Source organism: Actinomadura sp. GTD37 (assembly GCF_041951365.1).
Lineage (GTDB): Bacteria > Actinomycetota > Actinomycetes > Streptosporangiales > Streptosporangiaceae > Spirillospora.
Genome location: NZ_JBGNUS010000001.1, coordinates 2,217,238 through 2,231,082 on the forward strand (window position 1 = coordinate 2,217,238; position 13,845 = coordinate 2,231,082).

At 72.6% G+C, this 13,845-nt stretch carries 14 protein-coding genes; 9 read left to right on the forward strand and 5 right to left on the reverse strand.

The features are described 5' to 3' along the window. Nucleotides 1-11 precede the first annotated feature (11 nt). Entirely contained in the window at nt 12-1,178 is a 1,167-nt protein-coding gene (locus tag ACA511_RS10690) for an alpha/beta hydrolase family protein (RefSeq protein ID WP_375024726.1), read from the reverse strand. A 5-nt stretch (nt 1,179-1,183) separates the two neighbouring features. After that, nucleotides 1,184-2,692, reverse strand: coding sequence for an FAD-dependent oxidoreductase (locus ACA511_RS10695; RefSeq protein ID WP_375023944.1), 1,509 nt, complete (start codon nt 2,690-2,692; stop codon nt 1,184-1,186). A gap of 159 nt (nt 2,693-2,851) precedes the next feature. Between ACA511_RS10695 and ACA511_RS10700 the strand changes: the two genes are divergently transcribed. From ACA511_RS10700 to ACA511_RS10710, 3 genes are read left to right on the forward strand one after another with little or no spacing between them, the layout of a single operon-like run. Then, complete coding sequence (locus ACA511_RS10700; protein ID WP_375023945.1) at nt 2,852-3,475, forward strand: TetR family transcriptional regulator; 624 nt, start codon at nt 2,852-2,854, stop codon at nt 3,473-3,475. 48 nt (nt 3,476-3,523) lie between these two features. Continuing rightward, nucleotides 3,524-4,273, forward strand: a complete 750-nt coding sequence (locus tag ACA511_RS10705; RefSeq protein WP_375023946.1) for an SDR family NAD(P)-dependent oxidoreductase — start codon at nt 3,524-3,526, stop codon at nt 4,271-4,273. Between the two features lie 12 nt (nt 4,274-4,285). Beyond that, on the forward strand, nt 4,286-5,062 hold the full coding sequence (locus ACA511_RS10710) for an SDR family oxidoreductase (RefSeq protein ID WP_375023947.1): 777 nt from the start codon (nt 4,286-4,288) through the stop codon (nt 5,060-5,062). Nucleotides 5,063-5,116: 54 nt separating this feature from the next. On the opposite strand, the gene ACA511_RS10715 is transcribed toward ACA511_RS10710, so the two are convergent. Continuing rightward, on the reverse strand, nt 5,117-6,037 hold the full coding sequence (locus tag ACA511_RS10715; protein ID WP_375023948.1) for an SDR family NAD(P)-dependent oxidoreductase: 921 nt from the start codon (nt 6,035-6,037) through the stop codon (nt 5,117-5,119). Nucleotides 6,038-6,208: 171 nt separating this feature from the next. Here ACA511_RS10715 and ACA511_RS10720 point away from each other — a divergent pair, with 171 nt between their 5' ends. The 4 genes from ACA511_RS10720 to ACA511_RS10735 are packed head-to-tail and all read left to right on the forward strand — an operon-like array spanning nt 6,209 to nt 11,758. After that, complete coding sequence (locus ACA511_RS10720) at nt 6,209-7,810, forward strand: acyl-CoA synthetase (RefSeq protein WP_375023949.1); 1,602 nt, start codon at nt 6,209-6,211, stop codon at nt 7,808-7,810. 11 nt (nt 7,811-7,821) lie between these two features. Next, nucleotides 7,822-8,982 carry a steroid 3-ketoacyl-CoA thiolase gene (locus ACA511_RS10725; RefSeq protein WP_375023951.1) on the forward strand — a complete coding sequence of 387 codons (1,161 nt, stop codon included), beginning with the start codon at nt 7,822-7,824 and terminating at the stop codon, nt 8,980-8,982. 2 nt (nt 8,983-8,984) lie between these two features. After that, the gene (locus tag ACA511_RS10730) at nt 8,985-11,147 is read left to right on the forward strand and encodes an acyl-CoA dehydrogenase (protein ID WP_375023952.1); all 2,163 of its coding nucleotides are present in this window, start codon (nt 8,985-8,987) and stop codon (nt 11,145-11,147) included. Beyond that, nucleotides 11,147-11,758 carry a PaaI family thioesterase gene (locus ACA511_RS10735; protein WP_375023953.1) on the forward strand — a complete coding sequence of 204 codons (612 nt, stop codon included), beginning with the start codon at nt 11,147-11,149 and terminating at the stop codon, nt 11,756-11,758. Before ACA511_RS10730 ends, ACA511_RS10735 begins: the two co-directional genes overlap by 1 nt. 65 nt (nt 11,759-11,823) lie before the next feature. Here the strand turns inward: ACA511_RS10735 and ACA511_RS10740 are convergent, their stop codons facing one another. Both ACA511_RS10740 and ACA511_RS10745 read right to left on the reverse strand, forming a co-directional pair. Further along, on the reverse strand, nt 11,824-12,066 hold the full coding sequence (locus ACA511_RS10740) for a hypothetical protein (RefSeq protein WP_375023954.1): 243 nt from the start codon (nt 12,064-12,066) through the stop codon (nt 11,824-11,826). Between the two features lie 104 nt (nt 12,067-12,170). Further along, entirely contained in the window at nt 12,171-12,536 is a 366-nt protein-coding gene (locus ACA511_RS10745) for an ATP-binding protein (RefSeq protein ID WP_375023955.1), read from the reverse strand. A 182-nt stretch (nt 12,537-12,718) separates the two neighbouring features. Here ACA511_RS10745 and ACA511_RS10750 point away from each other — a divergent pair, with 182 nt between their 5' ends. Together ACA511_RS10750 and ACA511_RS10755 are read left to right on the forward strand one after the other, a co-directional pair. Beyond that, entirely contained in the window at nt 12,719-13,528 is an 810-nt protein-coding gene (locus ACA511_RS10750) for a Scr1 family TA system antitoxin-like transcriptional regulator (protein WP_375023957.1), read from the forward strand. Further along, nucleotides 13,525-13,713 (forward strand): DUF397 domain-containing protein, encoded by a 189-nt coding sequence (locus ACA511_RS10755; protein ID WP_375023958.1) that lies wholly within the window; start codon nt 13,525-13,527, stop codon nt 13,711-13,713. Before ACA511_RS10750 ends, ACA511_RS10755 begins: the two co-directional genes overlap by 4 nt. Nucleotides 13,714-13,845: the final 132 nt, after the last annotated feature.

Below are 13,845 nucleotides of genomic sequence, written 5' to 3' on the forward strand. Positions count from 1 at the left end.
GTTCCGGCGGATCAGCAGGTGGTGGGCGGGGTCTCGTTGTCGCGGAGGGACTGGGCGAATTGCAGGCCGGCCTCGAAGGAGGCGTTGATGCTGCCTCGGTGGTCGGCGCCGTCGAACGTGCGGTAGGCGATGGCGCCGTAGCGCTTGCAGAGGTCGTTCACGATGTTCTGCGTCGCGGCGGGGGAGACCTCGCGGTCGGCGGTGCCCTGGGCGACCAGCGTCGGGACCTTGATGTCCAGGCCGAGCGCCTCCTGCGAGTCGTAGTAGTTCTCGAAGCGGGTCAGGTCGGCGCCGGGGCGGAACACGTTGGTCAGCGGCAGGTTCGCGCTGAGCCGCTTGAGCTGGAGGAGGCAGGCGTCCGTCCGGCCGGCCTTGGCGACTGCGGCGGCGTCGTCGGTCAGGAGGTCCTCGGGCAGGAACGTCGGGTCGGCGGCGTGCGCGCCGTTGAGCAGGACGAACAGGAACGGCAGCGCGATCTCGGCACCCGGGTACTGCGCCTTGACGTACTGCGCGGTCTGGCTCATGTTCGAGCCGGGCGCGATCGCCACGGCGCCCTTCAGGCGGAGGTCGCGGGGCTTCTGGTTCGCCGCCGCCGTGTACAGCGTCGCCTGGCCGCCCTGGCTGTGGCCCGCGACGAACCAGTCGCGCCCGATGCGGTGGTCGGCCTTGCGGGCGGCGCGGACGATGTCGACGAGGGTGTTCGCCTCGCTGGCCCCGTTCATGTACGGATGCCCGCCGGGCGTGCCGAGGCCCTCGTAGTCGGTCTGGACGACGGCGAAGCCGTTCGACACCCACTTGTCCAGGTACGCCTCGGTGATCGACAGGTAGTCGCGGACCGGGCCTCCGGCGGCGTCGGCGGACGGGGCGCACCTGTCGGCGGTCCCGGTCGTCCCGTGCGCCCAGCTCAGCACGGGCCAGCCGCCGCGCGGGGCCTTGCCCTCCGGGACGGCGACGGTCCCGGTCACGGTGATCGGCTTTCCGCCGACGCCCTCGGACGCGTAGGTGACGAACCTGTTGGCGGACGCGCTCGGCAGCGCCGCCAGGTTCGTCAGCGGACGGCTGTCGATCAGCCTGCCGCGCTGCGCCTCGCCGGGGTGCGCCGGGGCGGCCTGCGCCGGGACGGCGGCGAGCCCGGCCGCCGCCGCGCAGGTGACGGCCGCGACGGCGACCCTTCCCATCGATCTCACGTGCTGCTCCTCTTGATGTCCTGGACGGCGCGGTAGGCGAACGCCATCGCCGACCCGATCGGAACGCCCGGACCCGGGTAGACGGGCCCGGTGAACGAGGCACTGGTGTTGCCCGCGGCGTAGAGGCCGGGGATGGGGCCGCCGGAGCCGTCGAGGACGCGGCCGTCGGGGTCGGTGCGCAGCCCGCCCTTCGTCCCGAGGTCGCTGAGGACGACCTCCGCCGCGAAGTACGGGGCCCGGTCGAGCGCGACGACGCACGCCCTGCCGCCGGAGAAGTACCGGTCGTAGGGGTCCTCGCCGCGGTGGAAGTCGCCGTCCGCGCCCTTCTCGGCGAACCCGTTGAAGCGTTCGACCGTCTCGGTCAGGACGTCGGAGGGGAGGCCGATCCTCCCGGCCAGTTCCTCCAGCGTTCCGGCCTGGACCCACTGGCCGGACGCCAGCTGCTCGTCCGGCGCCAGCGGCGGGACGGAGATCGCCGGGAGCCCGCCGGAGCGGGCGTCGAAGACCAGGTGGAAGGGGCCCTCGGCCGCGGCCATCTTCCGGCCCATCTGGTCGTAGGGGAGCGACTCGTTGGCGAAGCGGCGCCCGGAGCCGTCCACGATGAGGCCGCCCCGGAAGCCGAGCGTGAACGCGGGGCGCCCGTCGGCGGTGCGCAGGCCGGGGCAGAACCACGCCTGGTCGAGCAGGCCGGTGGACGCGCCGATCTTCACGGCCGCCTCGATCGCGTCGCCGGTGTTCGCGCCGTCCGGGGCCATCGTCCAGTCCGCGCCGCCCGGCACGCCGCGCGCGGCGCGCAGCTCGGCCGACGCCTCGAACCCGCCGGCGGCCAGCAGCACACCGCGCCGCGCCCGCAGCCGCAGCCCGCCGGCCTCGACGCCCACGACCCGGCCGTCCTCGACGATCAGGCCGGTCAGCGGGGTCTCGGTGCGGACGGAGCCGCGGCCGGTCGCGGTGAACGCCAGCAGCAGCCGCCCGATCAGCGCCCGCCCCTGCGCCATCGGCTTGGACGCCGAGTGCCCGCGCCCCGCCCGGTCGCGGTCGACCGGCGGGCGCACCAGCCCGGCCAGGTCCCCGAGCTGCTCGACCGGCAGCTCCAGCGGGACGAACGAACGCCCCATGTCCATGCGGCCGGGGGCGTCGAAGTAGTCGGGGAACGCCTGGAACGTGAAGTCGAGCGCCGGGTCGTTCTCCAGGAAGTCCACCAGTTCGGGCGCGGTCGCCAGGAACGCCTCCCGGTGCGCCTCGTTCTCGTCGCCGAGCAGCGCCCGCAGGTAGGTGCGCGCCGCCTCGGCCGAGTCGCCGAGCCCGGCCCGCTCCTGCACCCGCGTGCCCGGCAGCCAGATCGCCGACCCCGAGTAGGCCGACGTCCCGCCGAGCACCGGCGTCTTCTCCAGGACGACGGTCCGCAGCCCGTCCGCCGCCGCGGCGAGCGCGCCCGCCATGGCGCCGGCCCCCGAGCCGGCCACGATCACGTCGTATTCGTCGTCCCACCGGGCATTTCCCACGTGACATCCCCTCCCGATCTCAGCGCGCGCACACCGTAAGCGCGGGCCGGGCGGCGGCGGGACCCCCCGTCCCACTGACCGGTATCGCCGATCGCGGGCACGGCCGCGACCCCGGATATTGTTCCTAGTCAGCACACCGGCGCACCCGGAGGGAGGACCGTGGCGAGGATCGCAGCGGCGAGGATGTCCGCCGAGCCCAGCTCACCCGAGCAGCACGACCGGCGGCAGCGCATTCTCCGGGCCGCGGCGCGCATCGGCACGGAGAAGTCCCTCGAACGCGTCCAGATGCACGAGGTGGCGAAGGCGGCCGGGGTCGCGATCGGCACCCTGTACCGGTACTTCCCGTCGAAGGTGCACCTGTTCACCGCGGTCATGGCGGCGCAGGTCGACCGGCTCCGCGAGCAGGTCAGCGAGCCCGCGCCCGGCATCGAGCCGGAGGACGCCGTCGCCGACCTGCTGGTGCGGGCCAGCCGCAACCTGATGTCGCAGCCCGTCCTGTCGGCGTCCATGCTGCACGCGTCCAACACCGCGCACGTCGCGACGGTCGCCGACACGGTCCACATCGACAACACCTTCCGCGAGATCCTGCTGCGCGCCGTGGGCATCGACGTCCCGACCGCGCAGGACGTGACGCTCGTCCGGCTGCTGATGCAGTGCTGGTACGGGGTGCTCCAGTCGAGCCTGAACGGCCGCGCGTCCATGGCGGACGTGGAGAGCGACATCCGGCTGGCCTGCCGCCTCCTGCTGGCGCCCCGCTCGAACGCGGAGCGGGCCTCCCAGTGATCGGGACGGCCTCGGCGGACGACCCGGGGCCGCGGCTAGCGTGCGCCCATGAATCGCTTTGACGGCGTGAAGGTGCTGCTCACGGGGGCGGCGTCCGGTATCGGGCGGGCCACCGCGATCCGCCTGGCCACCGAGGGCGCCGCGGTCTACGCGGTGGACATCTCCGAGCAGGGCCTCGCCGAGACGGCCGCGGCGGTCACCGGGCCCGGCACCGTCGCGACCCGGCCGGTCGACGTGACCGACGAGGCCGCCGTGATCGCCGCCACGGCGGACGCGGCCGACACGCTCGGCGGCATCGACGTCCTGGTGAACGTGGCGGGCGTCCACAAGACCACCCCGATCGAGACCCTGACCGTGGACGACCTGAACCGGCTGTTCTCCGTCAACCTCGTCGGGACCGCCCTGTTCTGCCGCGAGTCGCTCAAGCACCTGCCCGACCGCACCGGCGTGATCGTCAACACGGCCTCGCTGTCGGCGACGCAGGGCAACCCGTACATGACGGCGTACTCGGCGTCCAAGGGCGCGGTCCTGGCGTTCTCGCTCAGCCTCGCCGCCGAGCTGGCGGCCCGCCGCATCCGCGTCGTGCCGATCTCGCCGGGCGCCGTCGACACCCCGCTGACCAGGAAGGCCGACATGTTCCCGGCCGGCCTCGACCTGAACTACTTCTCCAAGATCCGGTCGTACTACGGCGCGGCCGATCCGGAGATGATCGCCGCGGCGATCGCGTTCGCCGCGTCGTCCGACGGCGCCTACTTCACCGGCGCCGACCTCCGCGTCGACGGCGGCGCCCACACCTAGGAGAGAGAGCACATGGCACGCACCATCGCCGTCACCGGCAGCGCGTCCGGCATCGGCGCGGCCCTCGCCGGGCAGCTCCGCGAGCAGGGCGACCGGGTCATCGGGATCGACCTGCGCGACGCCGACGTCCGCGCCGACCTCAGCGTCCCCGAGGGCCGGGCGAGCGCGGTCGCGGCGACGCTGGAGGAGGCGGGCGGCCGGCTGGACGCCGTCGTGGCCTGCGCCGGCGTCTCCGACTTCACGATCATGCCGGTCAAGGTGAACTTCTTCGGCGTCGTCGGCCTGCTGGAGGGCCTGCGTCCCGCCCTCGCCGCGGCCGAGGCGCCGCGCGCCGCCGTGGTCGGCTCGATCTCCGGCACCCACCCGGTGGACGACGACACCGTCCGCGCCTGCCTGGACGGCGACGAGCCCGCGGCGATCGCGGCGGCGACGAAGGTGGAGGAGAGCGGCGCCGGCGGCCGGCTGTACCCGTCCTCGAAGTCGGCGCTCGCCCAGTGGATGCGCCGCGTCTGCGTCACCCCCGAGTGGGCGGGCGCCGGCATCCCGCTGAACGCGATCGCGCCGGGCGTCGTCAAGACCCCGATGAGCGCCCCGCTGTTCGAGGACGAGGGGATGCTGCAGATCATGAAGGAGGCCGTCCCGATGCCGCTGAACGGCTTCGCCGGCCCCGAGGTGATCGCGGACGCGCTGCGCTGGCTGGTCTCCCCGGCCAACACCCACATGACCGGCCAGGTCATCTACCTCGACGGCGGCGCCGAGGCCACCCTGCGCGGCCCGGCCGACTTCTGATGGAACGCCGATGGCCGCCCCTCGCGCCGCGGGCGGCCATCGGCGGGTCTCGGGTCAGTACTTGCTGGTGCCGGTGTCGTCGAGCGCGGCGACGCTGTAGGCGGCGTAGGTCTTGTGGGCGTCGCGGTCCGCGAAGTACGGGGTGACCTGCGCGCCGAACTCCTCGACGGAGAACACGCCCTCGGCCGCGGTGAACTTCTGCTCGACGGTCGGCGCGGCCATCAGCGCGACCATGTCGCCGTAGACGACGAACACCTGCCCGGAGATCTTCTCGGCGGCGGGGGCGGCCAGGTAGCCGACGAACGTCCCGACCCGCTCGGGCGCCATGACGTCGAGCCCGCCGGGGGCGGTGCCCTCGTTGAACGTCGCCTCGGTCATCGCGGTGCGGGCGCGGGGGCAGATCGCGTTGGCGCGCACCCCGTAGCGGCCGAGCCCGGCGGACGTCGACAGCGTCAGCGCCACGATGCCGGCCTTGGCGGCGGAGTAGTTCGGCTGGCCCGCCGACCCGAACAGGAACGCCTCCGACGAGGTGTTGATCACGCGTCCGTAGACGGGTCCGCCGGCGGCCTTGCTCGCGGCGCGCCAGTGCACGGCGGCGGCGCGGGACACCGACGCGTGCCCCTTCAGGTGGACGTGGATGACGTCGTCCCAGTCCGATTCGGACAGGTTGAACAGCATCTTGTCGCGCAGCACGCCCGCGTTGTTCACGAGGACGTCCAGCGAGCCGAACGTGTCGACGGCCGCCGACACGAGCGTGTCGCCCAGCGACCAGTCGCCGACGTCGCCCTTCACGGCGACGGCCCCGCCGCCGGCCTTCTTGATCTCGGCGACGACGTCGTCGGCGGCCGGGCCCATGTCGTTCACGACGACGTTGGCGCCCTGCGCGGCCAGCGCGAGGGCCTCGGCGCGGCCGAGCCCGGCGCCCGCGCCGGTGACGATGGCGGTGCGGCCCGCCAGGGAGAGGTCGGCGTTCATCGGAACCTCCGGGTCGGTGTGTTCGGTTGCGGCTCGGAGACTAGTACGAATTCTACTTCTGCCCGTGGTTCTGTCCCGCTGAGCGGGTCCCGGTACTGGGAGCGAGCGGCGTAGACCGCTCAGTGGGACGGCCGTTGCCCCAGCATCAGAACGAATTCTAGTCTTGCCGCCATGACGTTGAATCTGGCGACGCTCTACGAGGCGGTGGCGGCGGCCGTTCCGGACCGCACCGCCCTCGTCTGCGGCGACCGCGCGCTGACCTTCGCCGGCCTCGACGTCCGGGCGGACGCGGTCGCGCACCGGCTGCGGTCGGCGGGCGTCGCGCCCGGCGAGCACGTGGGCCTCCACATGCTGAACGGCCTCGAGTACGCCGAGACGCTGCTCGGCTGCCTGAAGGCGCGCGCCGTCCCGGTCAACATCAACTACCGGTACACCGACCGGGAGCTGCTCCACCTCTACACCGACGCCGGGCTCGCGGCCCTCGTCGTGGACGAGGAGTTCGCCCCCGCCGCCGCGCGGGTCGCGGCCGACTGCCCCGCGCTGCGGCACGCCGTCGTCCTGCGGACGGGGGAGGCGACAGCCGAGGAGCCGTCCTGGCCGTCCCGCGTCAGCGTCGCGGACTACACCTCGGAGCCGGGCGAGGCCGGCCCGTCCCTCCGCGAGGGCCGCAGCGCCGACGACCACTACGTGCTCTACACGGGCGGCACCACCGGGCTGCCCAAGGGCGTCGTCTGGCGGCACGAGGACTTCTACATGGCCGCCGTGAAGGGCGGCAACCCCTACGGCGACCCGCGCCTCAGCGCGGAAGAGCTGGCGGACGCGGCCGAGAACGGGTTCGAGCTCAGCTTCCTGCTGACGATGCCGCTGATGCACGGCGCCGCGTCCTACACGCTGCTCATGGCGCTGTTCACCGGGTCCAAGACGATCCTCATGCGGCGCTTCGACGCGCTGGACGCGCTCCGCACCATCGACCGCGAGAAGCCGATGATCGTCGCGGTGGTCGGGGACGCGATCGCGCGCCCGCTCGCCGACGCGATCCGCGCGCACGGCGCCGGGTACGACCTGTCGTCGTTCAAGGTGCTCGGGTCGGGCGGCGCGATCCTGTCCCGCAGCGTGCAGGACGAGTTCGCCGAGCTGATCCCGGACATCCACATCAACAACGGGTTCGGCGCGTCCGAGTCGGGCGTCGACGGCGACATCAGCGTCGGCGACGACGGGCTGATGCGGCTCGCCGCCGACCCGCGCGTCACCGTCGTCGACGCGGACATGAAGCCGGTCGCGCCCGGCTCGGACGAGGTCGGGTACGTCGCGCGGTCCGGGCACGTCCCGCTCGGCTACCACAACGACCCGGAGAAGACGGCGCGGACGTTCCCCGTCGTGGACGGGACGCGCTGGTCGGTCCTCGGCGACATGGCGCGGGTCGAGGCGGACGGCACGGTCGTCGTCCTCGGCCGCGGCTCCGGCTGCGTCAACACCGGCGGGGAGAAGGTCTTCCCCGAGGAGGTCGAGCAGGCCCTCAAGTCGCACCCGGCCGTCATGGACGTGCTCGTCGCCGGCGTCCCGGACGAGCGGTTCGGCGAGCGCGTCGCCGCCGTCGTCGAGCTGCGGCCCGGCGCGTCCGCGACGGTCGAGGAGCTGCGGGCGCACTGCCGCGAGCACCTCGCCGGATACAAGGTCCCCGCCGCGGTCGCCTTCGCGGACGAGGTCGTCCGCTCGCCGTCGGGCAAGGCCGACTACCGCTGGGCCAAGCGCGTCCTCACCGAGAAGAACTAAGGAGACATTCCATGCCTGAGGCCGTCATCGTCGACGCCGTCCGGACCCCGGTCGGCAAGCGCTACGGCGCCCTGTCGGGACTGCACCCCGCGCAGCTGCTCGGACTCGCGCAGCGCGGGCTGCTCGACCGCGCCGGCGTCGACGCGGCGACGGTCGGGCAGGTCGTCGGCGGCTGCGTCACGCAGGCGGGGGAGCAGTCCAACAACGTGACCCGCAACGCCTGGCTGTACGCGGGCCTGCCCTACACGACGGCCTGCACCACGATCGACTGCGCCTGCGGGTCGTCGCAGCAGGCCGTGCACATGGTCGCCGGGCTGATCGCGGCCGGGGCGATCGACACCGGCATCGGCTGCGGCGTCGAGGCGATGAGCCGGGTGTTCCTCGGCCAGGCGCTCACCCCGGAGACCGGCAGCCCCGCCCCCGAGGGCTGGGAGATCGACTACCCCGACCAGTTCACCGCCGCCGAGCGCATCGCGAAGAAGCGCGGCGTCACCCGCGCCGCCGCCGACGCGTTCGGGCTGTCGTCGCAGGTGAAGGCCAAGGCGGCGTGGGCGGACGACCGGTTCGCCGGGCAGGTCCTGCCGGTCGAGGCGCCCGTCATGACCAAGGAGGGGCCGACCGGCGAGACCGCCGTCGTCACCCGCGACCAGGGGCTGCGCGACACGACCGCCGAGGCGCTCGCCGGGCTCAAGCCGGTCATCCCGGACGGCGTCCACACCGCCGGGAACTCGTCGCAGATCAGCGACGGGGCCGCCGCGGTGCTGCTCATGTCCGCCGAGCGGGCCGCCGAGCTGGGGCTCCGCCCCCGCGCCCGGATCGTCGCGTCCGGGATGGTCGGCTCCGACCCGTACTACCACCTGGACGGGCCGATCGAGTCGACGCGGCACGTCCTGGGGCGGGCGGGCATGAAGCTGTCCGACATCGACCTCGTCGAGATCAACGAGGCGTTCGCGTCGGTCGTCCTGTCGTGGGCGTCCGTGCTGGACGCGGACATGGACAAGGTCAACGTCAACGGCGGCGCCATCGCGCTCGGCCACGCGGTCGGCTCGACCGGCGCCCGCCTCATCACGCAGGCCGTGAACGAGCTGGAGCGCGCCGACCAGTCGACCGCGCTCGTCACGATGTGCGCGGGCGGCGCGCACTCCACGGCCACCATCATCGAACGGATCTGAGCATGACCATCGGGCTGACCGAGGAGCACCGCGACCTGCGCGACGCCGTGCGGGCCTTCACGTCCCGGCAGGTGACGGCGGCGGCGGTGCGATCCGCCGTGGACGCGGGCCGGGAGAAGGCCCCCGCGTTCTGGGACGAGCTGGCCGCGCAGGGACTGCTCGGCCTGCACCTCCCGGAGGACGCGGGCGGCGCGGGCTACGGGCTCGTCGAACTGGCCGTCGTCCTGGAGGAGCTGGGGCGCGCCATCACACCGGGGCCGTTCCTGCCGACCGTCCTGGCGAGCGCCGTGCTGCACCGCGCCGGGCACGCCGAGCACCTGCCGTCCCTCGCGGACGGCAGCGCGGTCGGCGCCGTGGGCCTGGACGCGGGCACCCTCACGCTGGACCGTTCCAGCGGCGGGGTCACGGTGACCGGCACGTCCGGCCCCGTCCTGGGCGCGCCGCTCGCGGACGTCCTCGTCGTCCCCGCGAAGGACGGCGACGGGACGGCCTGGGTCGTCCTGCCCCGCGACGCCGCCGTCATCGACGAGCTGCCGAGCCACGACCTGACCCGCCGCCTGGCCACGGCCGAGGCCGCGGCCGCGCCCGCCGCCGTCCTGGACGTCGGGACGCGGACCGTCCGCGACCTCGCGGCGGTGCTGTTCGCCGCCGAGGCGTCCGGCCTGGCCGACTGGGCGACGGCGACCGCCGCCGAGTACGCCAAGGTCCGCGAGCAGTTCGGCCGCCCGATCGGGCAGTTCCAGGGCGTCAAGCACCGCTGCGCCCGGATGCTCGCGCACGCCGAGCAGGCCCGCGCCTGCGCCTGGGACGCCGCCCGCGCCCAGGACGAGCCCGGCTCGGACGAGGCGTCCCTCGCCGCCGCCGTCGCCGGGGCGACCAGCGTCCAGGCCGCGTTCCAGACCGCCAAGGACTGCATCCAGACGCTCGGCGGCATCGGCTTCACCTGGGAGCACGACGCGAGCCTCTACCTGCGCCGCACGCAGACCCTGCGCATCCTGCTCGGCTCCACCGCGTCGTGGCGCCGCCGGGTCGCGCGCCTCACCCTGGACGGCGTCCGCCGCGAGCTGAGCGTCGAGCTGCCGCCGGAGGCCGAGGAGGTCCGCGCCGAGGTCCGCGCCGAGCTGGAGCCGGCCAAGGCCCTGACCGGCAAGGAGCGCGCCGGCTACCTCGCGGACCGCGGCTACACGTCCCCGCACCTCCCCGAACCCTGGGGCAAGGGCGCGGACGCCGTCGCGCAGCTCGTCATCGCCGAGGAGATGCGCGCCGCCGGGCTGCGCGCGCACGACATGATCATCGGCAACTGGGTGGTGCCGACGCTGATCGCGCACGGCTCGCCCGCCCAGCACGAGCGGTTCCTGCCGGGCTCCCTGCGCGGCGACATCCGCTGGTGCCAGCTGTTCTCCGAGCCGGGCGCGGGCTCCGACCTCGCCGCGCTGTCCACCCGCGCGGAGAAGGTCGAGGGCGGCTGGAAGATCACCGGCCAGAAGGTGTGGACGTCCATGGCCCGCGAGGCCGGCTGGGGCATCCTGCTGGCGCGCACCGACCCGTCCGTCCCGAAGCACAAGGGCCTGTCGTACTTCCTGCTGGACATGGGGTCCGAGGGCATCGACATCCGCCCCCTGCGCGAGCTGACCGGCGACACCCTGTTCAACGAGGTGTTCCTGGACGGCGTGTTCGTCCCGGACGAGCTCCTCGTCTCCGCCCCCGGCGACGGCTGGAGGCTCGCCCGGACGACGCTCGCCAACGAACGCGTCTCGCTGTCGAACGACTCGTCCCTCGGCAGCGGCGGCGAGGCCCTGCTCAAGCTGGCCTCGGACGCCGACGACGAGCGGCTCACCACCCTCGGCGGGATCCTGTGCGACGCCCAGTCGAGCAGCCTGTTCGGCCTGCGCACCACGCTGCGGACGCTCGCGGGCGGCCAGCCGGGCGCCGAGTCGAGCATCGGCAAGCTGATCGGCGTCGAGCACATCCAGCAGGTCTGGGAGACGGCCATGGACTGGATCGGTTCCGACGCGCTCTCCGGACGGGGCGAAGGCGGCATGAAGGACCCGACCTGGATGTTCCTGAACTCGCGGAACATGTCGATCGCGGGCGGCACGACGGATGTGCAGCTGAACATCATCGGGGAGCGCATCCTCGGCCTGCCCCGGGACCCGGTGGCGTGATGAGCATCGACCTGAGCTCCGAGTTCCAGACCCCCGCCGTGGACGAGGCCGCCGACGCCGCCCGCCGGGTGATCGACGCCCTCGTCCGGTCCGGCGGCATGACCGACGCCGACATGTCCGCGATCGCCGACCGCCTCAACGCCGTCGCCGACGACCTCGAAGCGACCGCGCCGCCCGTGCCGGACCGGCTGGTCGACATGTGGCGCGGCGACGGCATCACCCGCCACGATCCCGTCGCGGGCCCGGAGAACCCGCTCGCGCCGCCGCTCGCGTACTCGGCCGTGGACTCCCGCACCATCGAGGCGGTGACGACGCTGGGCCTGCCGTACCAGGGGCCGCCGTCGTGCGTCCACGGCGGCGTGTCGGCACTCCTCCTCGACCACACGCTGGGCGTGGCGAACGGCTGGGCGGGCGTGTCGGGAATGACGGCGGAGCTGACCCTCCGCTACCACCGCACGACCCCGCTCTTCGAGCCCCTCACCGTGACCGCCCGCCAGGTGTCGGTGGACGGCCGCAAGATCCGCACGACGGGCGAGATCGCGGCGAACGGCGAGACCTGCGTATCGGCGGAGGGCCTCTTCATCGCGAAGCACCCGCCCCGCCCCCGCTGACCGGACGCCCCGAACCGGGTAGACGCCGTCTGCGTAGTTCGGGGCTTCTCACCCGGCGCCCGTGATCACCAGGTGGACGGGAACATCATGTGCTTGAGCAGCAGATCGACCTGCTCGGCGGCGGCCTTGACGTCCCCGCAGGGGCACAGGTAGCCGAACCGCCCCCGCTGCGCGCGGTGGTAGGCCCAGCGTCCTCCGGGGACGGCCCGCACGCTCACCAGCACCCCGACGTCCTCGGCGACCCCGCTCGCGTAGACCCAGAGCAGCGGCACCGGCAGGGGGAACTGCTCGGGCTCGTACAGCTTCACGCACCGCCACCCGCGTGCTTCGGCCGCGACGGCGAGCACCTCCAGCAGCCGAATGGCCGTCCGACGCCCCCGGCGAGTACGCCGCTGTAGAGACCATCGGTCCATCAGAACGCGACCCTCGCCCATACCCACTTGCCGCAGGGTTCGGTCGGACGCACCCCGCACTCGGACGAGAGGGCCCGCACAACGGGCAGCCCGCGTCCACCGGTCCCGTCTTCGTGCCCGTCCTCCAGTGCCAGCGGATCGGGGACGATGTCGTCCAACGTCATCTCGATGATCGGCCGCACCACCGGCATCTCGTCCGAGGCGTCCCACACCTCGAACAGCACACCCCCCGACTCCCGAACGAACCTGACCTGCACCACGCCATCCGGCGCGTTCTTCACGGCATTCGTGACCAATTCCCCGACGACCAGAAGAACGTCCCCGGAAATCGGTGCGAGCCCCCATTCCAGAAGCCGCAACTCCACCAGACCCCGCACGGTCCCGGGCCCAGTTCGTGAAGCCCGAAACGTTATGTCCAACTCGCCCGACTTCACGGCTTTGGTTCCCATGCTGACCGCCCTTTCTTGTCTCGTTTCAGGGCAAGAGTGGCCTGGCCGTGTCTAGGGTGTGGAGTATTCGTTGACGCTGTGTACTTGGGGGATCGCAGATGACGCCGCTGCCGGGCATTAATCCGGACGAGTCCCTGTGGTCGTGGCTGGCGTTCGATCTACGCTTCTATCGCGAAGCGCGAGGGTTGACGCAAGCCGAGGTCGGCAAGATCATCGGAGTAACGAAGCAGCAGGTACACAACCTCGAAAGTGGCATCCGAAAGCCGAGTAAGACGCAGACCAGAACTTTGGACGCTGCCTGGGGGACTGGCGGCCACTTCTCGCGGCTGCGCAAGTACGCAGAGGAGGGGCACGACCTGAACTGGTTCAGGGCGTTTGTCCTTTATGAGGCGCGGGCGCGCAGCATCAGGACCTACACCTCATCGGTCATCCACGGGTTGCTGCAGACACCGGAATACGCCAGAGCTCTGCTCGTCGCCGGGTATGTGGACGACGTTGACGCCGCTTTTGCGGCTCGTATGTCGCGCCAAGAAGTCCTGGCGCGCCCGCAGCCGCCCGACGTGTGGGCTCTCATCAACGAGAGCGCTCTTGACCAGCCGGTCGGAGGGCCGGAGGTGATGCGCCGCCAACTGGCTCACCTCCTGGAGGCGAGCCGCCTGCCTAACGTCGTGTTGCGGGCCGTCCCTCGGCGGGTAGGGGCGCATATGGGACTGGACGGCTCATTCACGGTCATCTCAACCAAGGGTGAGAACGTTGCTTACTTGGAAGCGTTGGGCGGCGGCAGGCTGGCGCAGGAGTCCGCAGATGTGGCCAAGTTTGCGGTACGGTTCGACCGAATCGGGGCAGATGCGATGTCTCGGACTGACAGCAGGGCTCTCATTGAGCGGATTATGGAGGCAATGACGTGAGCCTGGTATGGCGCAAGTCGAGCCGGAGTAACACCCAGGGCGATGAGTGCGTTGAGGTGGCCCTTCTGGAGGGCCGCGTCGGTCTTCGAGACAGCAAGGCTCCCGAGGCCGGTCACCTCACGATGGTCCCCGAAGCGTTCGCCGCGCTGCTCGCCCACGTGAAGCGGGACGAGCCGACCCCCTGATTCGGCCGATCGATTTCGCCGATGAGCCCCGGTTGCGCCGGGGCTCATCCGCATGTCCGGCCGCAGCGCGATGTCGGCGGTCGGGCCGGGAGGTCACTCGCGGGCGGCGATGAGGGCTGCCGGGGACGGCCG

Coding starts and splice junctions, on each gene's coding strand:
- ACA511_RS10690 (WP_375024726.1), bottom strand. CDS start 1,178: ATGGGAAGGGTCGCCGTCGCGGCCGTCACCTGCGCGGCGGCGGCCGGG.
- ACA511_RS10705 (WP_375023946.1), top strand. CDS start 3,524: ATGAATCGCTTTGACGGCGTGAAGGTGCTGCTCACGGGGGCGGCGTCC.
- ACA511_RS10710 (WP_375023947.1), top strand. CDS start 4,286: ATGGCACGCACCATCGCCGTCACCGGCAGCGCGTCCGGCATCGGCGCG.
- ACA511_RS10715 (WP_375023948.1), bottom strand. CDS start 6,037: ATGAACGCCGACCTCTCCCTGGCGGGCCGCACCGCCATCGTCACCGGC.
- ACA511_RS10720 (WP_375023949.1), top strand. CDS start 6,209: ATGACGTTGAATCTGGCGACGCTCTACGAGGCGGTGGCGGCGGCCGTT.
- ACA511_RS10725 (WP_375023951.1), top strand. CDS start 7,822: ATGCCTGAGGCCGTCATCGTCGACGCCGTCCGGACCCCGGTCGGCAAG.
- ACA511_RS10730 (WP_375023952.1), top strand. CDS start 8,985: ATGACCATCGGGCTGACCGAGGAGCACCGCGACCTGCGCGACGCCGTG.
- ACA511_RS10735 (WP_375023953.1), top strand. CDS start 11,147: ATGAGCATCGACCTGAGCTCCGAGTTCCAGACCCCCGCCGTGGACGAG.
- ACA511_RS10750 (WP_375023957.1), top strand. CDS start 12,719: ATGACGCCGCTGCCGGGCATTAATCCGGACGAGTCCCTGTGGTCGTGG.